Annotated in this window: 24 protein-coding genes and 1 pseudogene; 4 read left to right on the top strand and 21 right to left on the bottom strand. The window is 74.2% G+C overall.

Annotation, left to right across the window (positions count from 1 at the left end):
* From MLV88_RS10075 to MLV88_RS10065, 3 genes and pseudogenes are all read right to left on the bottom strand, one after another.
* A pseudogene (locus tag MLV88_RS10075) lies at nt 1-151 on the bottom strand (HNH endonuclease); the annotation flags it as partial.
* Between the two features lie 576 nt (nt 152-727).
* Nucleotides 728-1,234 carry a HugZ family pyridoxamine 5'-phosphate oxidase gene (locus MLV88_RS10070; protein WP_242372895.1) on the bottom strand — a complete coding sequence of 169 codons (507 nt, stop codon included), beginning with the start codon at nt 1,232-1,234 and terminating at the stop codon, nt 728-730.
* A 157-nt stretch (nt 1,235-1,391) separates the two neighbouring features.
* Nucleotides 1,392-1,997, bottom strand: coding sequence for a response regulator transcription factor (locus MLV88_RS10065; protein ID WP_242372893.1), 606 nt, complete (start codon nt 1,995-1,997; stop codon nt 1,392-1,394).
* 261 nt (nt 1,998-2,258) lie between these two features.
* On the opposite strand from MLV88_RS10065, the gene MLV88_RS10060 reads away from it, so the two are divergent.
* From MLV88_RS10060 to MLV88_RS10050, 3 genes are all read left to right on the top strand, one after another.
* The gene (locus MLV88_RS10060) at nt 2,259-3,170 is read left to right on the top strand and encodes a S1C family serine protease (RefSeq protein WP_242372891.1); all 912 of its coding nucleotides are present in this window, start codon (nt 2,259-2,261) and stop codon (nt 3,168-3,170) included.
* On the top strand, nt 3,167-4,069 hold the full coding sequence (locus MLV88_RS10055) for a S1C family serine protease (protein WP_242372889.1): 903 nt from the start codon (nt 3,167-3,169) through the stop codon (nt 4,067-4,069). Before MLV88_RS10060 ends, MLV88_RS10055 begins: the two co-directional genes overlap by 4 nt.
* 69 nt (nt 4,070-4,138) lie before the next feature.
* Nucleotides 4,139-6,043: a carboxypeptidase regulatory-like domain-containing protein gene (locus tag MLV88_RS10050; RefSeq protein WP_243337376.1), complete on the top strand. Its 1,905-nt coding sequence runs from the start codon at nt 4,139-4,141 to the stop codon at nt 6,041-6,043.
* A 79-nt stretch (nt 6,044-6,122) separates the two neighbouring features.
* Here MLV88_RS10050 and MLV88_RS10045 read toward each other — a convergent pair whose 3' ends face one another.
* A complete protein-coding gene (locus tag MLV88_RS10045) occupies nt 6,123-7,004 on the bottom strand; it encodes a DUF4142 domain-containing protein (protein WP_243337374.1) in 882 nt (293 codons plus the stop codon).
* A gap of 186 nt (nt 7,005-7,190) precedes the next feature.
* Here MLV88_RS10045 and MLV88_RS10040 point away from each other — a divergent pair, with 186 nt between their 5' ends.
* Nucleotides 7,191-7,553, top strand: coding sequence for an FHA domain-containing protein (locus MLV88_RS10040; RefSeq protein WP_242334494.1), 363 nt, complete (start codon nt 7,191-7,193; stop codon nt 7,551-7,553).
* A gap of 6 nt (nt 7,554-7,559) precedes the next feature.
* On the opposite strand, the gene sufT is transcribed toward MLV88_RS10040, so the two are convergent.
* The 17 genes from sufT to MLV88_RS09955 all read right to left on the bottom strand — a co-directional run bounded on the left by sufT (nt 7,560) and on the right by MLV88_RS09955 (nt 24,582).
* Nucleotides 7,560-8,123 (bottom strand): putative Fe-S cluster assembly protein SufT, encoded by a 564-nt coding sequence (sufT, locus tag MLV88_RS10035; RefSeq protein ID WP_242334491.1) that lies wholly within the window; start codon nt 8,121-8,123, stop codon nt 7,560-7,562.
* Nucleotides 8,124-8,125: 2 nt separating this feature from the next.
* Complete coding sequence (gene sufU, locus MLV88_RS10030; RefSeq protein ID WP_242334488.1) at nt 8,126-8,575, bottom strand: Fe-S cluster assembly sulfur transfer protein SufU; 450 nt, start codon at nt 8,573-8,575, stop codon at nt 8,126-8,128.
* A gap of 30 nt (nt 8,576-8,605) precedes the next feature.
* The gene (locus MLV88_RS10025; RefSeq protein WP_242371886.1) at nt 8,606-9,898 is read right to left on the bottom strand and encodes a cysteine desulfurase; all 1,293 of its coding nucleotides are present in this window, start codon (nt 9,896-9,898) and stop codon (nt 8,606-8,608) included.
* Nucleotides 9,895-11,211, bottom strand: a complete 1,317-nt coding sequence (gene sufD, locus MLV88_RS10020; protein ID WP_242371884.1) for a Fe-S cluster assembly protein SufD — start codon at nt 11,209-11,211, stop codon at nt 9,895-9,897. Before sufD ends, MLV88_RS10025 begins: the two co-directional genes overlap by 4 nt.
* Before the next feature lie 8 nt (nt 11,212-11,219).
* The gene (sufC, locus tag MLV88_RS10015; protein WP_242334479.1) at nt 11,220-12,044 is read right to left on the bottom strand and encodes a Fe-S cluster assembly ATPase SufC; all 825 of its coding nucleotides are present in this window, start codon (nt 12,042-12,044) and stop codon (nt 11,220-11,222) included.
* Between the two features lie 2 nt (nt 12,045-12,046).
* Nucleotides 12,047-13,486, bottom strand: coding sequence for a Fe-S cluster assembly protein SufB (sufB, locus tag MLV88_RS10010; protein ID WP_242334476.1), 1,440 nt, complete (start codon nt 13,484-13,486; stop codon nt 12,047-12,049).
* The gene (locus tag MLV88_RS10005; protein ID WP_242334473.1) at nt 13,483-13,929 is read right to left on the bottom strand and encodes an RrF2 family transcriptional regulator; all 447 of its coding nucleotides are present in this window, start codon (nt 13,927-13,929) and stop codon (nt 13,483-13,485) included. The genes sufB and MLV88_RS10005 overlap by 4 nt, the downstream gene beginning before the upstream one ends.
* A 134-nt stretch (nt 13,930-14,063) precedes the next feature.
* The gene (locus MLV88_RS10000; protein WP_242334470.1) at nt 14,064-14,612 is read right to left on the bottom strand and encodes a YaeQ family protein; all 549 of its coding nucleotides are present in this window, start codon (nt 14,610-14,612) and stop codon (nt 14,064-14,066) included.
* A 39-nt stretch (nt 14,613-14,651) separates the two neighbouring features.
* Nucleotides 14,652-16,460, bottom strand: coding sequence for a RecQ family ATP-dependent DNA helicase (locus tag MLV88_RS09995; protein ID WP_242371882.1), 1,809 nt, complete (start codon nt 16,458-16,460; stop codon nt 14,652-14,654).
* A 91-nt stretch (nt 16,461-16,551) separates the two neighbouring features.
* Nucleotides 16,552-17,367 carry an OB-fold nucleic acid binding domain-containing protein gene (locus MLV88_RS09990; protein ID WP_242334464.1) on the bottom strand — a complete coding sequence of 272 codons (816 nt, stop codon included), beginning with the start codon at nt 17,365-17,367 and terminating at the stop codon, nt 16,552-16,554.
* 223 nt (nt 17,368-17,590) lie between these two features.
* Nucleotides 17,591-18,352: an ABC transporter permease gene (locus MLV88_RS09985; RefSeq protein ID WP_242355990.1), complete on the bottom strand. Its 762-nt coding sequence runs from the start codon at nt 18,350-18,352 to the stop codon at nt 17,591-17,593.
* Entirely contained in the window at nt 18,349-19,278 is a 930-nt protein-coding gene (locus tag MLV88_RS09980) for an ABC transporter ATP-binding protein (RefSeq protein WP_242334457.1), read from the bottom strand. The genes MLV88_RS09985 and MLV88_RS09980 overlap by 4 nt, the downstream gene beginning before the upstream one ends.
* Nucleotides 19,279-19,350: 72 nt before the next feature.
* Nucleotides 19,351-20,499: an ABC transporter permease gene (locus MLV88_RS09975; RefSeq protein WP_242355988.1), complete on the bottom strand. Its 1,149-nt coding sequence runs from the start codon at nt 20,497-20,499 to the stop codon at nt 19,351-19,353.
* Nucleotides 20,496-21,632: an ABC transporter permease gene (locus MLV88_RS09970; protein WP_242371880.1), complete on the bottom strand. Its 1,137-nt coding sequence runs from the start codon at nt 21,630-21,632 to the stop codon at nt 20,496-20,498. The genes MLV88_RS09975 and MLV88_RS09970 overlap by 4 nt, the downstream gene beginning before the upstream one ends.
* The gene (locus MLV88_RS09965; protein ID WP_242334448.1) at nt 21,629-22,591 is read right to left on the bottom strand and encodes an ABC transporter ATP-binding protein; all 963 of its coding nucleotides are present in this window, start codon (nt 22,589-22,591) and stop codon (nt 21,629-21,631) included. Before MLV88_RS09965 ends, MLV88_RS09970 begins: the two co-directional genes overlap by 4 nt.
* The gene (locus MLV88_RS09960) at nt 22,588-23,541 is read right to left on the bottom strand and encodes an ABC transporter ATP-binding protein (protein WP_242355984.1); all 954 of its coding nucleotides are present in this window, start codon (nt 23,539-23,541) and stop codon (nt 22,588-22,590) included. Before MLV88_RS09960 ends, MLV88_RS09965 begins: the two co-directional genes overlap by 4 nt.
* Nucleotides 23,542-24,582 carry an HlyD family secretion protein gene (locus MLV88_RS09955; protein WP_242334443.1) on the bottom strand — a complete coding sequence of 347 codons (1,041 nt, stop codon included), beginning with the start codon at nt 24,580-24,582 and terminating at the stop codon, nt 23,542-23,544.
* Nucleotides 24,583-24,836 lie beyond the last annotated feature (254 nt).

Here is a 24,836-nt window from a genome sequence, read left to right as displayed (position 1 = left end):
CATGGCCGGCTTCAACGAAGGCGCGGCGCCGATCGAACTCGTCGAGGTGCAGGAGGAAGTCGACCTGGACGTTTCGTTCCTCTCCGGCGAGCTCGCGCAGGCGCAGGGCGAGAACGTTCGACTCGAGTGAAGCGGGGGCGAGCGCAGACATGGGGTGCACCTCCAGTACACCCTTCGTAGCACGCGATTTCCGGAGCTCCAGAGACGCTCCAGGTTCGCGTCTGCGCGGCGTTCTCCGCTGCGCCCTCGTCGGAGCCTCAAACCGATCGGCGCGCGCTTCACGCGCGAGGCGCGTGCGCGAGAGCGGCCCTCCCGCGCCTACCCATATGCCGAGCGCGATCGAAGCGAGAAGGCGTCAATGGGAATTGTTTCACCCACCGCAACTGGGACGCCTTGAGCGCGAGCGACGCTGCGAAGTTCCGGCGGACTATCGCTGGCGATAGTCGTTACGGTAGGTGAACAGAGGACCTCCCGCGACGCTCCGGCCGTGCGCCGGCGCGAGCTGCGGAAGCGCCTACGAGAAGTCCGCATTCACCCTCTGCGCCGCGCCCAGCCGTCCCGACACACGGCGAGACGTTCGCCTGCTCCGCCGCCACCCTCGCGTTCATGGTGTCGCGCTCGAAGCGCGTGTGCCGACCCCGTCGATGCCGGAATCCGGCAAGCGCACGTAAGACGGCGGTCGAAACACCCACGCTCGTCCGGCCAGTACCCGCACTCGTGCTGCCCGTCAGAACAGCTCAGCAGGCGTGAGCCAGCCCGCCGCGGCGAAGCCGCCGACCCACTGCGCCTCCTCGACCGCGAGGCGGTAGAGCTTGAAGTCGAGGCCGATGAGGCCGCGCGCGTCGGGGTGGCGGGCGAGGTATGCGGTCTTTGCCTCGGTCTCGTCCGCGCCCTCCAGCACCGAGACCTTCCCGTAGAGGGTGAGCCGCGGCGCCGTGCGCGCGTCCTTCACCGCGGCGGCCGCGTCGTACACGAACAGGCAGGCGCGCGGATCCGCCTCGAGGTTGCGGGTGTGCTGCGCGAGCGCCGAGAGGAGCAGGATCGGCGCCCCGCGCGCGTCGAGCGCGAAGGGCGCGAGCGACGCCGCCGGCCAGCCCGGCTTGCGCTGCGAGAGGGTCGTGAGGACCGCGACCTTCTCCGCCCGCAGGAGCGCGCGCGCCGCCTCCGCCCCGCCCATCTCCTCCACCCGCGCCTGCGCCTTCTTCTCGGCGGCTTCCCTTGGATCCTCTGCCATGGCGTCCCCCTGGCGCTGTTCGTGTCGCCCGCCGACGCGCGACGCCGCTCCCCGGCGGGTTACGTCGTTGCCAGGGAGACGCACACCGCGCGGCCCCCCGGACCCCCGGCTCGCTCCGGCGCAGCCTCATCCGGCTGCGCCTGCGCTCGCGACCGCTCTACAGCGCCACGAGCCCCAGCCGCGCGGCCCTGACGATCGCCTCCGCCCGGCTCTCGACCCCGAGCTTCCCCAGGATCGCGTTCACGTGGAACTTGGCCGTGTGGTCGGAGATCCCGAGCCGCGCGGCGATGGCCTTGTTCGCGAGCCCCTCGGCGAGGAGCGAGAGCACCTCGCGCTCGCGGGGCGTGAGCCCCTCGGCGGCGAGCGGCGCGTCGGGGAGCCGCAGCCACTCGCCCGCGAGCGGCGCCTCCAGCACGGCGAGCCCGCGCGCGACCGCGACCAGCGCGGCCGAGAGCGCGTCGGGCGTGACGCCGCGGAGGAGCACGCCGCGCGCGCCCGCGCGGAGCGCCTCGGAGGCGTGCGACTCGTCCGCCGCGAGGGCCAGGATCGCCGCGGTCCCGGCCCCGTTCAGCGCCTCGGCCGCCTCGCCCGCGACGCCGAGATCCCAGAGCACCACGTCCGGCCCGGTCGCGACGATCGACTCCGCCGCGGCATCGGAGTCGGACTCGCCCGCGAGCACGAGATCCGCGCGGCCGGCGAGCAGCGCCGCGAGCCCCGCGCGAGCGAGCGGGTCGTCGCCGACGAGGAGGACGCGGACGGACATGAGGCGGATGTAACGGCGCTCGGCGCACCGCGCGCGACGAGGGAGGGACCTCGAACATCCGACGAGTGCGCAGACCTCGACCTCGACCCCGACCGGACCCCGGCCACGTCCCCGCCCCCGATCTCGCCGTCGCGTCGCCGGATCCTACCCAATCGATTAGGTCGCGCTCCCGTCCCTCCCGCCGATGTGCCGCCCCGCTCGCCTTCCTACGCTTTCCCCCGGGCGCCAACCGTCCCCGGCGCCCACGGAGAGCGAGAAGCCATGGAAGCCCACACCCTGTCCGCCCTGTCCGACGAGCTCACCGCGCTCGTCCGCCTCGCCCAGGAGCACGTCGTCCGCGTCGAGGGCCGCCGCGGCCGCGCGGCGAGCGGCGTCGCCTGGTCAGCCGACGGCATCGTCGTCACCGCCCATCACGTCCTCGATCGCGACGAGGAGATCGACGTCGGGCTGCCGTCCGGCGAGACGGCCGTCGCCGAGGTCGTCGGGCGCGATCCCACCACCGACCTCGCCGCCCTCCGCCTGCGCGGCGGCGGGATCGCCCCGGCCCCCTGGACCGACGCGCCGCTCGCGGCCGGTTCGCTCGTCCTCGGGGTGACGCGCCCGGGCAAGAGCCCGCGCGTCGGGCTCGGCCTCGTCGCGCGCGCAGCGGGCGAGTACCGCGGCGGCCGGGGCGGCCGGATCGACCGGTTCCTCGAGACCACGCTCGCGCTGCACCCCGGCGTCTCGGGCGGCCTCGCGGTGTCCGCGGGGGGCGCGCCGCTCGGGCTCCTCTCCGCGGGGCTCGTGCGCGGCAGCGCGATGATCGTCCCGCCGGCCACGCTCCGCCGGGTCGTGAAGTCGCTCCTCGCCCACGGCGAGGTGCGCCGCGGCTACCTCGGCCTCGCGACGATGCCCGTGCCGCTCCCGGCCCCGCTCCGCGCGGCGACCGGCGAGCACGTGGCGCTCCTCGTCACGCGCGTCGAGCCGGAGAGCCCCGCCGAGCGCGCCGGGATCCTCCTCGGCGACGCGCTCCTCTCGTTCGGGGGAGACACGCTCCAGGATCCGTCCGAGCTCCTCGGGCTCCTCGCCGAGGACCGGATCGGCGATGCGGTCCCGATGAAGCTGCTGCGCGCCGGAGAGGTGCGCGACGTGACGGTCACGGTCGGCGCGCGCGGGCACGGGAGGCGGTCGTGATCCCCATCGCGGACCTCTCGAGCGGCCTCGCCGACCTCGTCGCGCTCGCGTCGCCGAGCGTGGTCGGGGTCGAGCACCGGCGCGGCCTCGGGTCGGGCGTGGTGCTCGCGCCGGACGGCTGGATCCTCACGAACGCGCACGTGGCGGCGGGGCCCGGCCCGCTGCGCGTGCGCCTCTCCGGCGCGCGCACCGTGAAGGGCGAGCTCGCCGGCGCGGACGCGCGCACGGACCTCGCCGTCGTGCGGGCCGAGGCGCGCGACCTCCCTCCGCTCCCGCTCGCGGAGCGCCGCCTGCGCGTCGGGGAGATCGTGCTCGCCATCGGCAACCCGCTCGGCTTCGAGCGCTCGGTCACGACGGGCGTCGTCTCCGCGCTGCACCGCAACCTCCCCGCCGCGCGGGGCGAGGTGCTCGAGGGGCTCGTGCAGACCGACGCGGCGGTGAACCCCGGCAACTCCGGCGGGCCGCTCGTGGACGCCCACGGCGCGGTGGTCGGCATCACGACGGCGATGCTCCCCTGGGCGCACGGCATCGGCTTCGCCATCCCGGCGCACACCGCGAGCTGGATCGCCTCGGTGCTCATCCGCGACGGCTCGGTGCGAAGGCCCTTCCTCGGCGTCTCCGCGCGCGGCGAGGACCTCGATCCGGCCGACGCGCAGGCCGCCGGGCACGGGAGGGCCGTGCGCGTGATGGAGGTCGTCGCCGGCTCGCCCGCCGAGGCGGCGGGGCTCCGCGGCGGGGACCTGGTGGTCGGCGCGGCGGGAGGACCGGTCGAGACGCTCGACGATCTGGTGCGGGCGATGGTGCTCGGCGGCGAGGGTGCGCTGCGCGTGGACGTGCTGCGCGGAGGGGGGCTGCGGCAGGTGGAGATCCGCCCGAGGCCGGCGGCGCTGGCGGCGTAGGGGCGACCCCGGCCGGACCCCGGCGCTCTCCGGCCCTCGTCCCGCCCGGCCGCGCGTTATACCTGCGCCATGCCGGATCGCCGCCGCGCGCCCGTCGCAGCCGGGCTCGTGCTCCTCGCCGCGGCGCTCGCCGCGCTCCTCGCCTGGTGGGCGATGCGCGAGCCGCAGCGCGCCGCTCCGCTCCCGGACGCCCGCCCGCCCGCGCCCGCGACCGACACCGCGCGCGCGGCGCCGGATCACCCACCGTCGCGCCTCCCCATCCGCGTCCCCGCCGTCCCCGCCGCGGGCGCGGACTCCGCCGCGCCGGGTCCGGCCACGTTCGAGGGACGCGTCATCGCGAGCACGAGCGGCGCCGGCGTCGGCGGCGCCGACCTGACCTTCTCGCGCGCCGGGGCGGCCGCCTCGGTGCGCGCCGGCCCGGACGGCGCGTTTCGCTTCGAGCCACCGGCGGAGGGTCGCTGGCTCCTCGCGGCGGTGGTGGCTCCGGGCTTCCTGCCGTTCGCGCCGGAGTGGGGGCACAGCCCCGTCCAGCTCGACGCGCGCGCGGGGCGTCCGGTGCGCGGGCTCGAGATCCACCTCGTACCCGCGACGCCGATCGCCGGCCGCGTGGTCGACCGCGAGGGGCACGCGATCGCGGGCGCCGAGGTGCGGCTCTCGGGCGCCGCGGCCGAGGCGGCGCTCGTGCCCATCGCGGACCGTTTCACGACGGACGCCGCGGGCGAGTTCCACTTCTCGGCGCCGGAGGGCGCCGTCCTCGAGGCGCGCAAGGACGGGTTCCTCCCCGGGCGCGCCCCCGTGGACGGGCTCGCCCTGCTGAACGGCCGCGTGACCGTGACGCTGGGGCCCGCCCACCGTTCGCTCGGGTCGCCCGGCCCGGTGGCGGGGCGCGTCGTCGAGAGGGGCGGCGGCCCGATCGCGGGGGCGCTCGTCACCGCCGCGCCCGAGGGGCCGTTCGGGGGCGCCGGCCCCCCCGCCGCGCAATCGCTGACGGACGACGAGGGCCGCTTCGCGCTCGCGGACCTCGCCGCCGGGCGCTACCGCGTCACGGCGCGGGCGGAGGGGCGCGCTCCCGCGACCGCGCGGCGCGTCAGCCCGGGCGCGCGAGAGCTCCTGCTGGAGCTCGGCGCGGGCGGCCGGCTGCGCGGCTGCGTCCGCGACGCCGCCTCCGGACGGCCGGTCGCGCCGTTCACGGTGACCGTGCTCGAGCGCCGCGGGCCGCTCCGCCTCGTGCCGCAGGCGAGCCGCTCGGTCATCGATCCGTCCGGATGCTACGCGCTCGACGACCTCGCGCCCGGTCCCGCCGTCGTGACCGTGTCGGCGCCGGGGTACGCGCCCTCGCGGGAGCTCGCCGTCGAGGTCCCCGCGCCGGACGCGGAGGCGGTGGCGGACGCGGCGCTCGAGCCGGGCGGGCGCGTCGAGGGGATCGTGCGCGACGACGCGACGGGCGCCCCGCTCGCCGGCGCGCGCATCTCGGTCGAAGGGACTTTCGCCGAGAGCGCCGCCTCGACCTTCCCGGCGCTCTCCGAGGCGACCACGGGGGACGACGGCCGCTTCGCGCTCTCGAGCCTGCCGCGCCGCGCCTCGCTGTTCGTCGCCGCGGCCGGGCACCACGCGCGCATCGTCGGCGTGGACGCCCCCCCGGGCGGCGGCGCCGGCGCGCTCGAGGTCCGGCTCCGGCCGGTCGAGGCGGGGGAGGAGCCGCGCGTGGATCTCGCCGGGATCGGCATCGTCCTCGCGACGCGCGACGACGGGCTGCAGGTCGCGCAGGTGGTGCCCGGCGGCGGGGCGGCGGAGGTGGGCATCGCCGCCGGGGATCTCGTGATCCGCGTGGAGGGGCGGGCCGTGACCGAGCTCGGCTTCGCGGGGGCGGTGGACGCGATCCGCGGGCCCGAGGGGACCGCGGTGGTCCTGACGGTGCGCCGCGGCGACGCGACGTTCGACGTGCGCGTGCCGCGGCGGATCGTGCGCGGCTGATGGCGCGCCGCGGACGCGAAACGGCCGGGCGCGTCGCCGTGCCCGGCCGTCTCGCTCTCGCGACTTTCTTCGAGCGTCGCTACTTGCCGCCGCCCGACCCGCCGCCGGTCCCGCCCGCGCCGGTGGGCGCGCTGCCGCTGCCCGTCCCGGAGCCGGAAGGGCCCTCGGCGCCGCCGGTCCCGCCACCCTTGCCTGCCGCGCCGCTGCCGGTGCCCATCTCGCCGGCTCGCGAGCCGTGGCGCGCCTGCGAGCCGCCCCGCTCGAGCTGCTTCTCGATCCGCTGCGCCTCCTGCAGGTGGCCCTGGAGCGTCGTGTGCGTGGTCTCGAAGAACGAGGCGAGCTGCGTCTGGTTCTCCTTGCGCGCCTCCTTCGCCGCCTTCTCGACCTCCTTCGTGTCCTTCTTGTGGTCCTTGACCATGTCCTTCATGAAGGCCTTGTCGAACTCGGCGCCCTGCTTCTTCTGCAGGTCCGTCACGCGCTCCTGGCCTTCCTTCGTCTTCTCCCGGGTCTCCTCGCCCTGCAGGTTCACGCCCATCGTCTGCGCGAGCTGCTGGAGCTGGTCGTCGTTCTTCTGGTGATCCTGGGCCAGCTTCTCGGCGTACTGCTTCACCTCGGGCGCCTGGGCGCTCTGGGCGCCGAGCTGACCGAGCTGCACCTCGGTCTGGTTGGCCGCGTGCAGCTCCTGGACGGCCTTCACCAGATCCTTCTTCAGCGCCTTGCCGGACTCGGTCCCGGCGCTCCCGGTCCCCATCGTGCTGCTGGTCGACCCGCGGCTGCCGGTCGAGCCTTGCTCGGTCGCGCTCGATCCCGTGCCCCGGTTGCTCGTCGAGCTCCGCGGCGCGTCGTCACCCGGTGACCGCTGGCCGCCCGTCCCCATCTGCGACCCGGCGCCTTGCCCGTAGGCAGGCGCCCCGACGAGCAGCGCCGCGAGGATCGCGGCTCTCCTCCACCGATTGTTCATGGTGCCCTCCCCCTTGGATCCGTGAATTGCTCAGGGCAAAAGCTGTAGAGGAGGCACGCGATTCGCACGCGGCGCGGGATCGTGCGCTCGCGGCGGGAGCGCACGCCCGCGCGCACGGAAACCGGCCCACCTTGTGCGTACCCCGCCCCCTTTCTCGCTCCCTCCCGGCCGTGCTAACGCGATGGCATGAGCCTCGACGAGACCCGCGTCGGCGCGGCGCCCCAGGCGACCGGCCGCGCCCGAACCGCGAAAGCCTCCCTCGTCGTCGTCCACGCCGCCGACGGGGCGGAGAAGGGACGCACCTACGCCCTGGGCGACGAGGACGTGACGATCGGCCGGGAGGCCGGGAACACGGTCGTGGTGGGCTCGGACCAGGCGTCGCGCCGGCACGCGCGGATCTTCGTCTCGGGGGGCGTCCACGTGCTCGTGGACCTCGACTCGACGAACGGGACGTTCCTCAACTCGAAGCTCGTCCAGGAGCAGACGCTCCGCCACGGGGACGTCGTCCGGATCGCCTCGACCGTGCTGAAGTACGTCGTGGAGAGCTGAGGGTCCCTACATCATCCCGAGGTGCAGCCGCGCCGCCTCGCTCATCCGCGACGGGTCCCAGGGCGGATCGAAGACGAGCTCGACGTCGACGTCCTTCACGCCCGGCACGCCGAGCACGCTGCGCCGCACGTCGTCCACGAGCACCGGACCGATGCCGCAGCCCGGCGCCGTGAGCGTCATCTTCACGTGCACCTTGTGGCCGCCCTCCACCGGCTCGGCGGCGAGCGCGTAGACGAGGCCGAGCTCGACGATGCTCGCGGGGATCTCCGGGTCGTAGACCGTCCGGAGCGCCTCCCAGACCTTCTCCTCGTCGAACGGGCCCTCCACCGCCGCGGCGCGCTCTGCCGCGAACCTCCGGGCCTCCGCCTCGAACTCCGGGCCGAGCGCGTCCGCGTCGGTGCCGTCGATGCGGACGAGTCCGCCGAGCTCGGTCATGGCGGTGAACTGACCGCCCAGCGCCTGCTGCACGACGAGCCACGTGCCGGAGGGGAGCAGGACACGGTCGCCGTCCGGGACCCGGACGGCCGGGACGTCGCGCCGCGTGGAGGTGGGCGTGCGGGAGAAGGCCATGGTCACTCCGTCGAGATCGCCTCGCCGCCGCCGCGCAGCGCCTGGCGCAGCGCGTGCCACGGGAGGCTCGCGCACTTCACGCGGGTCGGGTACTCGTGCACGCCCCCGAACACGGCGAGCTTGCCGAGCGACTCCGCGTCCACCGCGCCGGGCCCCTCCGTGACCAGGCGGTGGAACTGCTCGAACACCGCGTCGATCTCGGCCGGCGTCCTGCCCTTCGCGAACCCGGTCATGACCGAGGCCGAGGCCTTCGAGATCGCGCAGCCGCTCCCCTCGAAGCGGACGTCGCGGACGACGCCGTCCTCGAGCCGCGCCTGGACGGCGATCCGGTCCCCGCACAGCGGGTTCAGGCCCTCCGCGCGGTGCGTCGCCCCCTCGAGCGGCCCGTAGTTGCGGGGTCGCTTGCCGTGGTCGAGCACCACCTCCTGGTACAGATCCGTCAGCTCCGACATGTCCTCACTCCGGCCGCCGCGAGGCGCGGCTCAGGCGAACATCTCCCGGACCGCGCGGATCCCGCGCACGAGCGCGTCGACGTCCTCGGGGGTGTTGTAGAGCCCGAACGACGCGCGGGCCGTCGCCGCGAGGCCGAGGCGCTGCATGAGCGGCTGGGCGCAGTGGTGCCCGGCGCGGACGGCCACCCCGTGCCGGTCGAGCACGGTGCCGACGTCGTGCGGGTGGACGTCCCCGACGAGGAAGGAGACCACCCCCGCGCGCTCGCGCGGCGTGCCGACGAGGCGCACGCCCTCCTCCGCCTCGAGCGCGTCCACCGCGAGCGCGAGGAGCTCGCGCTCGTGCGCGGCGATCGCCTCGAGGCCGAGGCCGTCCACGTAGTCGATGGCGGCGGCGAGCCCGATCGCGCCGGCGATGTCGGGCGTGCCGGCCTCGAACTTGTGGGGCAGCGCGTTGTAGATCGTCTTCTCGAAGGTGACGGAGAGGATCATGTCCCCCCCGCCCTGCCAGGGCGGCATCGCCTCGAGGTGCTCGCGGCGCCCCCACAGCACGCCCACGCCGGTGGGCCCGTACAGCTTGTGGCCGCTGAACGCGTAGAAGTCCGCGCCGGAGGCGGCGGCGTCGAAGCCGAGGTGCGGCGCGCCCTGGGCGCCGTCCACGAGCACCGGCACGCCCCTCGCCTTCGCCCGCGCGATGATCTCGGGCAGCGGGTTCACCGTCCCGAGCGCGTTCGAGACCTGCGTCACCGCGAGGAGCCGGGTGCGGGGGCCGAGGAGCGCCTCGAGCGCGTCGAGGTCGAGGTCGCCCGTGTCGGTCACGGGCACGACGCGCAGCCGCGCGCCCTTCTCCTGGCAGAGCATCTGCCAGGGGACGATGTTGGAGTGGTGCTCGAGCTCGGTGACGAGCACCTCGTCGCCGGCCCCGACCCGCGTCCGCCCGAACGTCTGCGCGACGAGGTTCACCGCCTCGGTGGTGCCGCGGACGAAGATCACCTCGCGCGGATCCGGGGCGCCGATGAAGCGCGCCACGCGCTTGCGCGCCTCGTCGTGGCGGCGCGTGGCGCGCTCGGACAGGAGGTGCACGCCGCGGTGCACGTTCGCGTTGTCCTCCTCGTAGTACCGGGAGATCGCGTCGATTACGGCGCGCGGCTTCTGGGTCGTCGCGGCGTTGTCGAGGTACACGAGCGGACGGCCGTGGACGCGCTGGCGCAGGATCGGGAAGTCCTCGCGCGCGCGCGCCGCGTCGAAGGCCGGCGCGGGCCGCCGCGCCGGGGCCGCCCCGCTCAGCCGCTTCTCGCCCGCCGCGCTCGTTCCGCTCACGCTCATGCCGCCTCCAGGAGCCGCGCGCCCGCGGGGAGCCGGGCCTGGACGAGGCCCTTCGCCGCCGCGCGGAGCGGGGCGGCGCGGACGAGGTCCACCATCTCCGCCACGAACGCATAGATGAGGAGCCCGCGGGCCTCGGCCGCGGGCAGCCCGCGCGAGCGCAGGTAGAAGAGCGCGGCCTCGTCGAGCTGGCCGACCGTGCCGCCGTGGCCGCACTTCACGTCGTCCGCGAAGATCTCGAGTTGCGGCTTCGTGTCGACGATCGCGTCGTCGGAGAGGAGCAGGTTCGAGTTCATCTGACGGGCGACCGTCTTCTGCGCGCCCGGCATCACGCGGATGCGGCCGGAGAAGACGCCGCGCGCGTGGCCGTCGAGGACGCCCTTGTACGTCTCGGTGGTCGAGCAGCGGGGCACGGCGTGCTCCACCCAGGAGAAGTTGTCCACGAGCCGCTCGCCGTCCGCCATGTAGAGGCCGTTCGCGGCGACGCTCGCCTGCTCGCCGACGAGCCGGGTGCGCAGCTCGCTCCGGGACAGGCGCCCGCCGAGCGACAGCGCGTGCGCGGCGAGGGTCGCCTTCGCCTGCTGCTCTGCGGCGACGACGCCCACGTGGAAGGCGCGCGGCGACTCGTCCTGCAGCCGCACGTGCTCGACGTCGGCGCCCTCGCCGAGGACGAGCTCCGTGACCGCGTTCGTGAGGTAGACGCCGTCCTCCCCCAGGAAGACCTCGGCGACGGTCGCGCGGGCGCCCTCGCCGGCGACGACGAGCGTGCGGGGGCTCGCGAGCGCGGGGCGCGCCCCGGAGGCGAGGAACACGAGGACGATGGGCGCGTCGAGGGTGGCGCCGGCGGGCAGGTGCACGAAGCCGCCGTCGGCCATGAGCGCGGCGTTCGCCGCGACGAACGCGTGCTCCTCGGGGCGGGCGAGCCGGCCGAGGTGCGGCTTCACGAGCGCCGGCGCCTCGAGGAGCGCCTGCGCGAGCGAGGACACGATCGCGCCCGCGGGCAGCCCCTCGATCACGGAGAGCTCGCGGCGGAGCCGGCCGTCCACGAACACGAGCCGCGGGCCGCCGCCCGGCGCCCGCGCGAGGAGCGCCCCCAGGCGCGCGGCGCCGGCCTCGGCGTCCGCGGGGCGCGTCCGCTCGAGCACCACGGGCGCGAGCGAGGCGAGGCTCGTGAACCGCCAGTCCTCGTCGCGCGAGGTGGGCAGGCCGCGGGCGCGGAAGCGCGCCAGCGCCTCCAGGCGGGCCTCGGCGAGCCACCCGGGCTCGCGCGGGTCCTTCGCGAACAGCTCCACGAGGCTCGACTCGACGGGCGTCATCGCGCTCCTCACGCGCCCGCGGGCTGGGCGAGCTCCGGCCGCATGCCGTCCGTCCACGCGTAGCCGGTCTGCTCGAGCTCGTCCGCGAGCTCCGGCCCGCCCGAGCGCACGATCCGCCCGTTCGCCATGACGTGCACGACGTCGGGGGGGATGTACTCGAGGAGCCGCTTGTAGTGGGTGACGAGCAGGATGCCGCGCTCCGGGCCGCGCGCCGCGTTCACCCCGCGCGCGACCACGCGGAGCGCGTCGATGTCGAGCCCCGAGTCGATCTCGTCGAGGATGGCGAGCCTGGGCTCGAGCACCGCCATCTGGAAGACCTCGTTCCGCTTCTTCTCGCCGCCGGAGAAGCCCTCGTTCACCGAGCGGCTCCCGAAGGCGGGGTCGAGCTCGACGAGCTTCATCTTCTCCTTGGCGAGCGCGAGGAAGTCCATCGCGTCGAGCTCCTCCTCGCCGCGCGAGCGCCGGATGGCGTTGAGCGCGGTGCGGAGGAAGTAGAGGTTCCCGACCCCGGGGATCTCCACCGGGTACTGGAAGCCCAGGAACAGCCCCGCCGCCGCGCGCGCCTCGGGCGCGAGCGCGAGGAGGTCCTGGCCCGCGTAGGTCGCCGACCCGCCCGTCACCTCGAACGCCTCGCGGCCGGCGAGCACGCCCGCGAGCGTGGACTTGCCGGAGCCGTTCGGCCCCATGATCGCGTGCACCTCGCCCGGCCGGATCTCGAGGTCCACGCCCTTCAGGATCTCGCCCTCCCCGCCCGCGACCCTCGCGCGCAGCCCGCTCACCCGCAGCAGCGCCGCGGCGTCCCTCGCGCCGTTCACCTGGACGTTCCCTCCCATCGCTAGCCGACGCTCCCTTCCAGGCTCATCCCGAGGAGCTTCTGCGCTTCCACCGCGAACTCCATCGGCAGCTCCTTCAGGACCTGCTTCGCGAACCCGTTGACGATCATGGAGACCGCGTCCTCGTCCGAGATGCCGCGCTGCTTGCAGTAGAAGAGCTGGTCCTCGCTGATCTTCGAGGTGGTGGCCTCGTGCTCGACCTTCGCCGAGGGGTTGCGCACCTCGATGTACGGGAACGTGTGGGCGCCGCAGCGGTCGCCGATGAGGAGCGAGTCGCACTGCGAGTAATTGCGGGCGCCCACCGCCCCCTTCATCATCTTCACGAGCCCGCGGTAGGTGTTCTGGCCCCGGCCGGCGCTGATGCCCTTCGAGATGATCGTCGAGCGGGTGTTCCTGCCGACGTGGATCATCTTCGTGCCGGTGTCCGCCTGCTGCCGGTGGTTGGTGAGCGCGACCGAGTAGAACTCGCCCACCGAGTCATCGCCCTGGAGGATGCAGGACGGGTACTTCCAGGTGATCGCCGAGCCGGTCTCGACCTGCGTCCAGCTGATCTTGGCCCGCGCGAGCGCCTTCCCGCGCTTGGTCACGAAGTTGTAGATGCCGCCCCGGCCCTCGGCGTCGCCGGGGTACCAGTTCTGGACGGTGGAGTACTTGATGTGGGCGCCCTCGTGCGCCACGAGCTCGACCACGGCGGCGTGGAGCTGGTTCTCGTCCCGCTGCGGGGCGGTGCAGCCCTCGAGGTAGGAGACGTACGCGCCCTCGTCGGCGACGATGAGGGTCCGCTCGAACTGCCCCGTGTCCTTCGCGTTGATCCGGAAGTAGGTCGAGAGCTCCATCGGGCAGCGCACGCCCTTCGGCACGTAGACGAACGAGCCGTCGGAGAAGACCGCGCTGTTCAGCGCCGCGAAGTAGTTGTCGCTGTACGGCACGACCGAGCCGAGCCACCGCTCGACGAGCGCGGGGTGCTCGCGCACGGCCTCCGAGAACGAGCAGAAGACGATGCCCAGGTCGCCGAGCTTCTTCTTGTAGGTGGTCGCGACGGACACCGAGTCGAACACGGCGTCCACCGCCACCCCGGCGAGCCGCTGCTGCTCCGCGAGCGGGATGCCGAGCTTCTCGAAGGCGCGCTTCAGCTCGGGGTCCACCTCGTCCATCGAGGCCAGCGGCTTCTTCTGCTTGGGCGCCGAGTAGTAGACGATGTCCTGGTAGTCGATGGGCGGGTACTTCACGTTCGCCCAGGTCGGCTCCTCGAGCGTGAGCCAGTTCCGGTACGCCTTGAGGCGCCACTCCAGCATGAAGTGCGGCTCGTTCTTCTTCGCCGAGATGAGGCGGACGATGTCCTCGGACAGGCCGCGCGGGACCCTGTCCTCCTCGATGTCGGTGACGAAGCCGTAGCGGTACTTCTGCTGCGTCAGCTCCTTGAGCTGCTGCGCGGTGGTCATGACGCGTGGACTCCCAGCGTGACGGGCGCGGGCGACTCGTCGGCCGGCGCGCGGAAGGGGGCGATGGCGGAGAGGGGCAGGCCCGCGAGCGCCCCCTGGATCGCGCGGGTGACGGGGTCGAAGCTCGCCTTCGCGGGGCAGGTCGCCTCGATGCCGCAGGCCACCTTCGCCGGCGAGGTGCAGTCGGTGAGCGCGATCGGCCCCTCGAGCGCCTCGACGATCTCGGCCACGGAGATGCGCTCCGCAGGCCGCGCGAGCCCATACCCGCCGTGACGGCCGCGGTGCGAGACGACGAGCCCGGCCTTCGAGAGCTCCTTGCACAGCTTGGAGACGGTGGGGAGCGGCACACCCGAGCGCCCCGAGAGCTCCTGCGCGGCGAGCGTGCGGCCGCTGCGCGCGAGGTGCGCGAGCAGCACGATCGCGTAGTCGGTGAGCTTGGACATTCTGATCATCCGTCCGCCTCCGCGGGCCGATCCATCATGGACCGAAACAGTCCACTTACGGATGATTAAACGCTGCGGCAGCGGATTTCATGCCCATCGACGGGCGGCGCCAAAACCCCTGTGGGATCAGGGACTCAGAGGCTCGCCCGGCCGAGTGGCCCGTCCGCCGACTCACCGTCCAGCTCCGCGTAGACGTGGTCGGCGACGAACGTGAGCCCGACCCGTGCGCGGCGGTCCTCATGGCGTGAGAGCCAGGCGAGGAGCCCGGGATCCACCGCTGCGAGATCGGCGCGGGCGACCCGGGCGAGCCGGCGCTCGCGCGCCTCTGCCAGGAACGCCTCGAGGCGGCGCGGCGACTCGAACAGCACCGCCACCCGCGCGCCCGCGTTCCCGTTCACGTCGCGCTCGATCCGCTGCGGCTCGGGCTTGCCGACCCGCACGACGAGCGCCGTGCGGCCGTCGGGCAGCGCCGCGAGCACGTCCGGAGCGTCCGGCTCGCAGAGCCCCGGCCCGAACGCGATCCCCTCGCGCCACTGCCAGGCGTAGGCGAGGACGCGCAGCCAGAGCCGCTCCGCGGTCTCGGAGGGATGGCGCGCGACCTTGAGCGCGACGGTCGCCTCGACGCCGGTGTCGGCGTGCGTGACGCGGAGGTCGAAGTGGTGGAGGGTCGAGGGGAGCGCCATCGGAGTCTGCAGGTGGGCTGAGGTCGAGGTCGAGGTCGTCTACCGCTTCAGGATCTTCACGAGCGCCTCCCCGTACTCCTCGAGCTTGCGCGGCCCGATGCCCTTCACCTCGAGGAGCTCGTCCCGGGTGACGGGCCGCCGCAGCGCCAGCTCGGCGAGGGTGGCGTCGGCGAAGACCACGTAGGCCGGCACGCCGCGGGCGCGGGCCGCCTCCCCGCGCCAGGCGCGGAGCGCCTCGAAGAGCTCGAGATCCACCTCGGCGTCGAGCGCCGCGTCGCGCCCCCGGGAGGCGTCCCGCTTGCGACCGGAGCCGCCGCGCCCGGCGCGCGACGCCCGCACCGCCGGCGCGGTCTCGACGACGTCCTCGCCGGTGCAGCGATCGCACGCGTCGCCACACGGCGCGATCACCTCGCCGAAGTGCCCGACCACCCGCTCGTGCCGGCAGCCGTCGCCGTCCGCGAGCCGGTACATCGCCCGCGCCTGCCGCTTCTGCGCCTCGGCGAGCTCGGGCTCGACGTCGCCCAGGAGCCGCTCCCAGCTCATCACGTCCGCCCAGGAGTAGAGGAGGACGCAGGTGCTCGGCTTGCCGTCGCGGCCGGCGCGGCCGATCTCCTGGTAGTACGACTCGATCGAGCGCGGCAGGTCGCGGTGGATGACGAAGCGGATGTCCGGCTTGTCGATCCCCATCCCGAACGCCACGGTCGCGGTGACGACGTCGATCTCGCCCGACCGGAAGGCGTCCTGCACGCGGGCGCGGACCTCTGGCTCGAGGCCGGCGTGGTACGCCTCGGCGCGGACGCCGTGGTCCTTCAGGAGCTCGGCGGTCTCCTCCACCGACTTGCGCGAGAGCGCGTAGACGATGCCGCTCTCACCCCTGCGCGCGCGGACGAGCCGGAGGATCGCGTCGCGGGCCTTGAGCCCCTCGCCCTTCTTCACCGCGTGGAGCGACAGGTTCCTGCGCAGGAAGGAGCCGCGCACGAGGAGCGGCCGCTCCATGCCGAGCTGCGCGGCGATGTCGTGCGTCACCTCGGGCGTCGCGGTGGCCGTGAGCGCCAGCACGCGCGCGCCGAACCGCTCCTTGAGGCCCGCCAGGTTCCGGTAGGCGGGGCGGAAGTCGTGGCCCCAGTGGCTGATGCAGTGCGCCTCGTCGACCGCGATGAGCGCGAGCCGCACGCCCTCGAGCGCGCTGCCGACCGAGGCCTCGAGCCCCTCCGGCGCGGCGTACAGGAGCTCGAGCTCGCCGCGGCGCAGCGCGCGGACGCGGTCGCGCCGCTCCTCGGGGGAGAGCGTCGAGTTGAGGAACGCGGCCCGCAGCCCGACGCGCCCCATGGCGTCGACCTGGTCCTTCATCAGCGCGACGAGGGGCGAGATGACGAGGGTCGTGCCGCCGAGGATGCGCGCCGGGATCTGGTAGGTGAGCGACTTGCCGGCGCCCGTGGGCATGACGCCCACGCAGTCGCGTCCGGCGAGCACGGCCGTGACGATCTCCTCCTGGCCTGGCCGGAAAGCCTCGTGCCCGAACACCTCGCGCAGGAGCTGGCGCGCGCCCGACGGCGTCGCCGGGGGCGGCGGCGCGGCGGACGGACGGCCGATCGCCTCCGCGAGCGTCCGGAGCCGGCCGACGGTGGCGGGGCCGAACAGCTCGGGCGCCTCGCGCCAGCGCGCGCGGAGCGCCTCCAGCCGCGCGGCGCAGCTCCGGCGGAGCGCGGCGTCCTCCGGCGTCTCGGCGCCGGCAGGCTCGCCCTCGGCGCGCCCGAGACCGCTCGAGACGTCGGCGAGGTCCGCGACCTCCGACTCGAGCGCTCGCCGGTCCGCGGCGGAGAAGAGGGTCTCGGGAGCGGTCGCCACGGGCGGCCGAATCTACACGTCGGCCGCCCGGAAGGAAAACGGGCGCGGCCCGCGAGGACCGCGCCCGCCTGGGCTCACGCTCGAGGAGCGGCTACTTCGAGAGCTTCGCGTCCTCGATGATCACCGGGTAGGCGTAGCCGGCGCCGAAGTCCTTGTCGACGCGGACCGTGCCCTTCACGAGGACGACGTCGCCGACCGCGGCGTCGTCGTTCGTCGTGATCGTGATGTCGTTGTCCTTGCCGGCCGTGCCGGAGCCGTCGCGCAGGTGGAGCCAGTTCTTGCCCATGATGCCGGCGTTCCACTTCACGACCTTGCCGCGAACGGAGACGCTCTTCTCCTTGAGCGCCGCGCGCTGCGTCCACACCTCGGCGACGGTCCGCGCGTCGGGGCCCCCCGCCTTCGGGACCTTCACGTCGCCGACCTCCTTCGGGCCGGCCGCCGCGGCCGCGTGCGCCGCCGCCATCGACTCGGGCCCCTGGCCGCCGGGCGCGGCGCCCATCATCCCGCCGCCGCCCATGCCGCCGCCCACCGGAGCGCCCGCGGGGGCCTCGCCGCCGCCGAGCGTGCCGAAGTAGACGACGTCGAACTTGCGATTGAGGGTCTTCGACTCGAAGTCCTTCATCGGCATCGCGCCCGCGACCGTGACGTCCTTCCCCTTCTCGACGTCGGTCTTCGGCACGGCCGCCCAGGTCTCGCCCTGCGCGGTCTTGAGCTTGAGGTAGCTGTACGGCGGAGCATCGAGTCGCTCGAGGACCTTGCCCTGGAGCCCGGCGGACGGGGCCGCGACCCCATCCTGGGGCGCCGGAGCGCTCGGCTGCGCCGCGTTGCTCTGCGGCAGGGCGGGCTCTTGCTTCTTGCATCCCGCCACGGCCAGCGAGACGAGCATCACGACGGACAAACGACGCATGTGGAGAAACCTCCGTATCGCGAGTTGCGCGAGACCCCTGCTTCGAGGGGGCCGTAGCATAAACCCATGTCGGGACGATTTCGATCCCGGAAAAGCCGCTCACGGCACGCCATGTGAAGGGTCGCGCAGGCCTTGCGCCCGGCCTGATCACCGCGGCCCGCGGCTGCAAAGCTGTCGGCGCGGGAAGGCGTGCTCTACCCCCTAAGAGGCAGGTCGCCCCGGGTCAGCCGCGCAGCTTGTAGCCGGACCGGAGCATGGCGTAGGCGGCGCCGACCGCGCCCGTCGCGACGACGACGAGCAGCGCGGCCCCGGCCGCGGGCGGGGCGTCGGAGATGCCGAGCATCCCGAACCGCACGCCGTCCACCAGGTAGAAGATCGGGTTCACGTGCGTGAAGGCGCGGAACGGCGCCGGCAGCATCTCGATCGAGTAGAAGACGCCGCCGAGGAAGGTGAGCGGGGTGATGAAGAACGTGGGGAAGAAGTTCACCTGCTCGAACGAGCTCGCCCAGATGGCCGTCATGAGCCCGAACGCGGAGAACGCGACCGCCGCCAGCACGACGAGCGCGAGCGCGAGCAGCGGGTGGGCGACCTCGAAGCCGCTGAACGCCCCGGCGACCGCCCACGTGACGGCGCCGACGAGCAGCCCGCGCAGCACCGCGGCGACGACGAACCCGGCGAGGATCTCGCCGTAGGAGAGCGGCGACACCAGGAGGTCCGTGATCGTCCCCTGCAGCTTCATGACGAACATGGACGACGCGGTGTTGAGGTACGCGTTCGTCACGACGCCCAGGGTGACGAGCCCGGGCACGATGAAGCGCGCGTAGGGCACGCCCTCGACCTCGCGCAGCCGGCCGCCGAGCGAGTAGCCGAAGACGATGAAGTACAGCGCCGTGGTGATGACCGGCGAGAGGAGCGTCTGCCCGGGCACGCGCAGGAACCGGCGCACCTCCTTCTGCAGCAGCGTCCACAGCCCGAGCGAGATCACGCCGGCGCCCCCTCGCGGTCGCGCGACACGAGCCGCACGAACACGTCCTCGAGCGTCGTCCTGCGCGTCTCGACGTCCCGCACGGCGAGCCCCTCCTCCGCCACCGCCGCGAGCAGCGGCCCGAGCGCGTCGCCCCCCGAGGCCTCGAACGACACGACCGAGCCGCCGGCCTCGAGGCGGGCGCCCGCCGCCGCGAGCGGCGCGGGCAGGGCCGCGAGCGGCCGCGCCAGGGAGAGCCGCAGCACCTTCGCCCCGTGGCGCGAGAGGAGCACGTCCTTGTCCTCGACGACGAGGAGCCGTCCGCGGTCGATGACGCCGATGCGGTCGGCGAGCTCCTCCGCCTCCTCGAGGTAGTGCGTCGTCAGCACGATGGTCGTCCCGCGCTCGCGCAGCCGGCGCACGTAGCTCCACAGCGCGCGCCGGAGCTCGACGTCCACGCCCGCGGTCGGCTCGTCGAGGAACAGCACGGCCGGATCGTGGACGAGCGCCTTGCCGATGAGCAGCCGCCGCTTCATGCCGCCCGAGAGCGCCCGGCTGTTGGTGGTGCGCTTCGCGAGGAGGTCGAGGGCGCCCAGGATCTCGACGAGCCGCTCCTCGGAGAGCCGCACGCCGAAGTAGCCGGCCTGCATGCGGAGCGTCTCCTCGACGTTGAAGAACGGGTCGAAGTTGATCTCCTGCGGCACGAGCCCGATCGCACGGCGCGTCTCGCGGTAGTCGCGGACGACGTCGTGCCCCAGCACCGAGATCTCGCCGGAGGTCGGGCGGAGGAGCCCGGCGATCATCGAGATGAGGGTGGTCTTGCCGGCGCCGTTCGGGCCGAGCAGCCCGAAGATCTCGCCGCGGCGGATGCCGAGATCGATCCCGTCCACCGCGACGAGCGGGCCGTACCTCTTCGTGACTCCGCGGATCGCGACGACGGTGTCCACGGGCGGCACTCTAACGCGGGCGCGCCGCGGAGGCGGGTTTATGGCGCGGCGCCCGCGCGCGCCGCCCGCCGCTCACCCGAGCCTGCGCTGGAACCGGAGCGTCGCCGCCGCCACGATGGCGACCCCGATCACGAGCAGCACGACGAACTGGAGCCACAGGTCCGCGAACCCCGCCCCGCGGAGCAGCACGCCGCGCATGATCTCGGCGTACCAGCGGATGGGGTTCAGCAGCGTGAGCGGCCGCAGCCAGCCCGGCATGGCGAGGATGGGCGTCATGAGGCCGGAGAGCAGCACCGCAGGGATGGTGAACAGGAAGCCGCCGAGGAAGGCCTGCTGCTGGTTCGCCGAGACGGTGGAGATGAGGAGCCCCGCCCCCAGGGTGGTGAGGAGGTACAGGAGGGTGCCGACGAGCAAAAGCCCCAGGTTCCCGCGGATGGGGATGGCGAAGAGCCACGTCCCCACGCCGACCAGCAGCGTCACCACGACGAGGCCGATCACCACGAAGGGCGCCATCTTCCCGACGAGCAGGTGCACCGGCCGGATCGGGGTCACGAGCACCTGCTCGAGCGTGCCCATCTCGCGCTCGCGCGCGAGCCCCATGGCCGAGGTGAAGGTCGTCACGATCACGAGGAGCATGGCGGCGATCCCGGGGACCATGTACGGCGCGGTCGCGAGGCCCGGGTTGAAGGCCACGCGCGGGATGGGCCGGAGCTGGGCCGGCGGGGTCTGGCCGCTCGCCTCGATCCGCTCGCGCGCGAGCCGCTCGCCGAGCTCCGAGAAGAAGCGCGACACCGCGCCCGAGGTCACCGTGGTGCGGTTCGGGTCGGTGCCGTCGAGCAGCACCTGCACCTCCTGGCCGCGCCCCGACAGGCGGTCCGCCTCGGCGCGCCGCTCGAAGACGAGCGCCGCCGACGCGCGGCCGGCGTCGAGGGCCGCGCTCGCCGCCTCCGCCGAGCTCTCCTCGCCCACCGACAGGAGCGTCCCGTCGGCGAGCAGCCGCCGCGCGTCCTCGCGCGAGGTGGCGCTGCGATCGGCGTCCACGACCAGCGTGGGCACCCGGTCCACCTCGAAGTCCACCGCGAAGCCGAACACCACCGTCTGGATGAGCGGCGCGACCACGAGCATGAACATGATGCGGCGATCGCGCACCGTCTGCTGGACCTCCTTGCGGAAGATCGCGGCGAGCTGGACGCGGGCGGAGGGACGGACGGGGCCGGTCACGCGAGCCTCCGCTGGAAGCGGGCGGTGGCGAGGCCGATCACCACCACCGCGAAGACGGCCAGCGCGACCAGGTCCGGCCAGAGCACGTCGAGGCCGTTCCCCTTGAGCAGCACGCCGCGGAGCCCGTGGACGAGGTAGCGCGCGGGGATCACCCGCGAGATCTGCTGGAGGACCACCGGCATGTTCTCGATGGGGAAGATCATCCCGGAGAGGAGGAGCGAGGGGAGCAGCGAGGACATCGTGCCGGCCTGCGTGGCGACGGTCTGGTTCTTGGCGATCACCGAGACGAGCAGCCCCTGCCCCAGCATGCCCAGCAGGAAGACGAGGCCCAGCGTCGCGAGCGCGAAGCCGCTGCCCCGCATCGGCAGGTCGAACGCCGTCATCCCGAACGCCACCACGAGCAGGAACTCGAGCAGCCCGAGGCCGAGGTAGGGCAAGAGCTTGCCGAGGACGATCTCCAGGCGGCCGATGGGCGACGCGAAGAGCTGCTCCATCGAGCCGCGCTCCCACTCGCCCGCGATGGTGAGGGCGGTGAGCAGCACGGCGGTGATGGCGAGGAGGTACGCGGCGAGCCCCGGCACCATGTAGAACGCGGAGCGGCCGTCGGGGTTGTACCGGGTCCAGACCTTCACCCGCACGGGCGGGGTCCTCTCCCCCACCTCCGCGGTGGCCAGGCGCTGGGACTCGGCGCGGACGAGCGCGTCGGCCTTGGCGAGGAGCTGGTTCGCGACGAGCGCGTCCGCGCCGTCGACGAGGAGCTGCACCGGCACCACCTCGCGCGCCAGCAGGGCGCGCTCGTAGCCCTTCTCGACCACGAGGGCGGCCACCGCCCGCTCCTTCCGGAAGGCGCCGAGCGCGGCCGCCGGATCCGGGAGCTCGCCCACCGAGACGAGCTCGCGCGACGCGGTGAGCGCGTGGACGAGCGCGCGCGACGACTCGGTGCGGTCCTGGTCCACGACCGCGAGCGGGATGCGATCGATGTCGAACGCGACGCCGTAGCCGAAGAGGAACAGCAGCAGCACGGGCATCCCGAGCGACATGTAGAGCGTCCGCGGATCGCGGACGATGTGGCGCCCTTCCTTCGCGGCCATGGCGTAGATCCGCACCAGCGACCGACCGATTCGACCCTTCACGTCGCGGCCTCCCCTCGCGCCTCGCGCCCCACGACCGCCAGGAACACGTCCTCGAGCGACGGCTCGGCGCGGTCCACCGCCACCTCGCGCGCGCCCGCGGCGGCGAGGATCCGGGCCACCCCGGCCTCGTCGAGGCGGGCCGGATCGACCCGCAGGTGCAGCCCGGCGCCGAACGGCTGCACGGACCGGACGCCGTCGCGCCCCGCCAGCGCCGCCGCGGCGCCCGCGAGCCCCTGTCCCCGCGCGACCAGCACGCGGTCCGGGACCCAGGTGCGCTTCAGCCCCGCCGGCGAGTCGAGCGCCACCAGGCGTCCGTCCACCATCAGCCCGATGCGCCGGCAGTACTCCGCCTCGTCGAGGTAGTGGGTGGTGACGAACACCGTGGTCCCGCCCGAGGACAGCTGGCGGATGAGCCGCCAGAACGCGCGGCGCGCCACCGGGTCCACGCCGGCGGTGGGCTCGTCGAGGAACACCACCTCGGGCCGGTGGAGGATGGCGCCGGCGAGCGCCAGCCGCTGGCGCATGCCCCCGGGCAGCGAGCCGGTGATCGCCGCGTCCTGCCCGGCGAGCCCGGTGAGCTCGAGCAGCTCTCCGGCGCGCACGCGGAGCGCCTTGCCGGAGAGGCCGTAGGCGCCGCCGAAGAAGAGCAGGTTCTCCATCACCGGAAGGTCCAGGTAGAGGGAGAACTTCTGCGACATGTAGCCGATGGACGCCTTCACGGAGTCCGGATCGGCGGCCACGTCGTGCCCGGCGACCCGCGCCGTGCCGCTCGTCGGGGCGAGCAGGCCGTTCAGCATGCGGATGGTGGTGGACTTCCCGGCGCCGTTCGCGCCCAGGTAGCCGAAGATCTCGCCGCGCTCCACCTCGAAGCTCACCGCGTCCACCGCGGTGAAGGCCCCGAAGCGGCGGGTGAGCCCTCGCGCCTCGATGACGGGCGCGCCGGGACCGGGCGCGCTCATGCCTCCTCCTCCCGGATCCGCGACAGGAACAGGTCCTCGAAGTCCGGCGTCACGGGCGCCAGCGTGGCGCCGAGCGGCGCGAGCGCCCGCGCGAGCTCCGCGGAGGCGCCGCGGGCCACCACGATGCGGAGCCGCTCGCCGGCCGGCGAGGCCGCGCGCACGGCCGGCGTCCGGGCCAGCTCCGCCTCCACCCGGTCGCGCTCCCCTCCGCGCACCTCGTACGCCTCGTCGCGGAAGCCGGCGATGAGCGCGGGCGGCGCGCCCTCGAGCAGGAGCCGCCCGCGGTTCATGAGCCCCACCCGCCCGCAGCGCTCGGCCTCGTCCATGTACGGCGTCGAGACGAGCACCGTCATGCCGCCGTGCACGAACTCGTGCAGGAGCGCCCACAGCTCCCGGCGCGAGACCGGGTCCACGCCGTTCGTCGGCTCGTCGAGGAGCAGCACCTCCGGCTCGTGGAGCAGGGCGCACGCGAGGGCGAGCTTCTTGTACATGCCGCCGGAGAGCGCGTCGGCGCGGCGGTCGAGGAACGGCGCGAGGCGCGTGATCTCCAGGAGCCGCTCGGCGCGGCGGCGGTACACCTCGCGCGGCAGCACGAAGACGCGCGAGAAGAAGCGGAGGTTCTCGCCCACCGAGAGATCGCGGTACAGGCTGAACTGCTGCGGCATGAGCCCGACCCGCTCCCGCACCGCGTGGTCGTCCGCCGCGAGCCCGAGCACCCGCGCCTCGCCGCCGTCGAGGCGGATGAGCCCGGCGAGCGCACGGATGGCGGTGGTCTTGCCGGCGCCGTCGGGCCCGACGAGGCCGTAGAGCTCACCGCGGCCGACCTCGAAGGAGAGCCCGTCGAGCGCCGTCACCTCGCCGAAGCGGCGCGAGAGGCCGCGCGCCGAGAGCGCCGGTCCCGCGCCCGCCTCCGGGGCGGCCTCGCCGCGCGCGGCGTGGAGCTCCTGCACCTAGCGCCTCCCCTCGCCGATCGTGACCTGCACGGGCATCCCCGCGCGCAGCTTGCCGTCGCGGTTCTTCACCGTCACCTCGACCGGGTAGACGAGCCGGTCGCGGTCGGTGCGGGTCTGGATGTTGCGCGGCGTGAACTCGGCCTCGAGCGCCACCGTGCGGACCGTGCCCTCGAACCGCTCGTCCGGGAACGCGTCCGCGACGACCGTGGCCTTCGCGCCGGGCTTCACGGCCCCCACCTCCGCGTTGGGCAGGTAGAAGGTGGCCTTCACCTCGGTGAGATCGACGAGCCGGACCAGGGTCGCGCCGGGCGAGACGAGCTCCCCTGCCTCGTGCGGGAGCGTCGCCACCTCCGCGTCGCGCGGCGCGCGCACCTCGCACTCGCCGACGAGCAGCCTCGCGCGCTCCACCGACGCCTCGGCCGCGCGCATCTGCGCCACCGCGGCCTCGGCCTGCGCGCTCGCCGAGCGGATCCCGACCTCGGCGGCGCGGACCTGGGCGGCGCTCGCGATCGCCTGCGCCTTCGCCGCCGTGGTCTGGTGCTCGAGCCCGGCCGCGGAGGCCTGCGTCTGGTCGATGCTCGAGGCGGGCACGTCCTGCGGGAGCGCCTCGAGCCGCTTCGCCTGCCGGGCCGCCGCGTCGCGCTGCGCCGCGAGCGCGGACGCCTGCGCCCGCGCCGCCTCCTCGGAGGCGCCCGCCGCCGTGCGCGCGCGCTGCGATGCCTGGATCTGCGCGCCCGCCGCGACCGCCTGCGCCTTCGCCGCCGCGAGCCGCGCCTCCGCCTCGGCGAGCTGCGCGGCCGGGTCGGCGCAGTCGAGCCGGACGAGCAGGTCACCGGCCTTCACGCGATCGCCCTCCCGGATGCGGAGCTCGAGGATGCGCGCCCCGACGCGCGAGGAGAGGTCGACGTCCGTCCCCTCGATCTCCCCCGACCCGCCGGAGGGCGCGGCGAGCGCCCGCGCCTGCGTCCAGAGGCGCAGCGCGATGAGGCTCGCGAGGACGACCGTGAGCACGACGAGGATGACGACGACTCGACGCATCGGTGGGCTCTCCTGTCCCGCCGCCGGGCGGGGCGCTGTCCAGAGCGCAAGGCGCGTGCCGCGCGGGTCCCCGTCCCCCGCCGCCCCGGAAGCCCCTGTTTCCGCGAGGAGACCTCGCTCTATCGTAAGGAAATCCGACAGGCCCGTTCGGATTGGTTCACAGCTCGTTCGGGGCTGCACGCACGCAAGTGCGCGCTGGCGCAGCGCGCGCCGATGGGCACCGGGCTTGCTCTACCGCCGCTGCCCGGCGAGCG

The sequence above is a fragment of the Anaeromyxobacter soli genome, from assembly GCF_022808855.1.
GTDB classification, from domain to species: Bacteria; Myxococcota; Myxococcia; order Myxococcales; family Anaeromyxobacteraceae; genus Anaeromyxobacter; species Anaeromyxobacter soli.
Note: the sequence above shows the minus strand (reverse complement) of the source record. Positions and strands in the feature narration are given on the sequence as shown.

What these genes read in the sequence shown, in the direction of transcription:
- MLV88_RS10070 (WP_242372895.1), bottom strand. Translation starts at nt 1,234, where the DNA reads ATGGCAGAGGATCCAAGGGAAGCCGCCGAGAAGAAGGCGCAGGCGCGG.
- MLV88_RS10065 (WP_242372893.1), bottom strand. Translation starts at nt 1,997, where the DNA reads ATGTCCGTCCGCGTCCTCCTCGTCGGCGACGACCCGCTCGCTCGCGCG.
- MLV88_RS10060 (WP_242372891.1), top strand. Translation starts at nt 2,259, where the DNA reads ATGGAAGCCCACACCCTGTCCGCCCTGTCCGACGAGCTCACCGCGCTC.
- MLV88_RS10050 (WP_243337376.1), top strand. Translation starts at nt 4,139, where the DNA reads ATGCCGGATCGCCGCCGCGCGCCCGTCGCAGCCGGGCTCGTGCTCCTC.
- MLV88_RS10045 (WP_243337374.1), bottom strand. Translation starts at nt 7,004, where the DNA reads ATGAACAATCGGTGGAGGAGAGCCGCGATCCTCGCGGCGCTGCTCGTC.
- MLV88_RS10040 (WP_242334494.1), top strand. Translation starts at nt 7,191, where the DNA reads ATGAGCCTCGACGAGACCCGCGTCGGCGCGGCGCCCCAGGCGACCGGC.
- sufT (WP_242334491.1), bottom strand. Translation starts at nt 8,123, where the DNA reads ATGGCCTTCTCCCGCACGCCCACCTCCACGCGGCGCGACGTCCCGGCC.
- sufU (WP_242334488.1), bottom strand. Translation starts at nt 8,575, where the DNA reads ATGTCGGAGCTGACGGATCTGTACCAGGAGGTGGTGCTCGACCACGGC.
- MLV88_RS10025 (WP_242371886.1), bottom strand. Translation starts at nt 9,898, where the DNA reads ATGAGCGTGAGCGGAACGAGCGCGGCGGGCGAGAAGCGGCTGAGCGGG.
- sufD (WP_242371884.1), bottom strand. Translation starts at nt 11,211, where the DNA reads ATGACGCCCGTCGAGTCGAGCCTCGTGGAGCTGTTCGCGAAGGACCCG.
- sufC (WP_242334479.1), bottom strand. Translation starts at nt 12,044, where the DNA reads ATGGGAGGGAACGTCCAGGTGAACGGCGCGAGGGACGCCGCGGCGCTG.
- sufB (WP_242334476.1), bottom strand. Translation starts at nt 13,486, where the DNA reads ATGACCACCGCGCAGCAGCTCAAGGAGCTGACGCAGCAGAAGTACCGC.
- MLV88_RS10005 (WP_242334473.1), bottom strand. Translation starts at nt 13,929, where the DNA reads ATGTCCAAGCTCACCGACTACGCGATCGTGCTGCTCGCGCACCTCGCG.
- MLV88_RS10000 (WP_242334470.1), bottom strand. Translation starts at nt 14,612, where the DNA reads ATGGCGCTCCCCTCGACCCTCCACCACTTCGACCTCCGCGTCACGCAC.
- MLV88_RS09990 (WP_242334464.1), bottom strand. Translation starts at nt 17,367, where the DNA reads ATGCGTCGTTTGTCCGTCGTGATGCTCGTCTCGCTGGCCGTGGCGGGA.
- MLV88_RS09965 (WP_242334448.1), bottom strand. Translation starts at nt 22,591, where the DNA reads ATGAGCGCGCCCGGTCCCGGCGCGCCCGTCATCGAGGCGCGAGGGCTC.
- MLV88_RS09955 (WP_242334443.1), bottom strand. Translation starts at nt 24,582, where the DNA reads ATGCGTCGAGTCGTCGTCATCCTCGTCGTGCTCACGGTCGTCCTCGCG.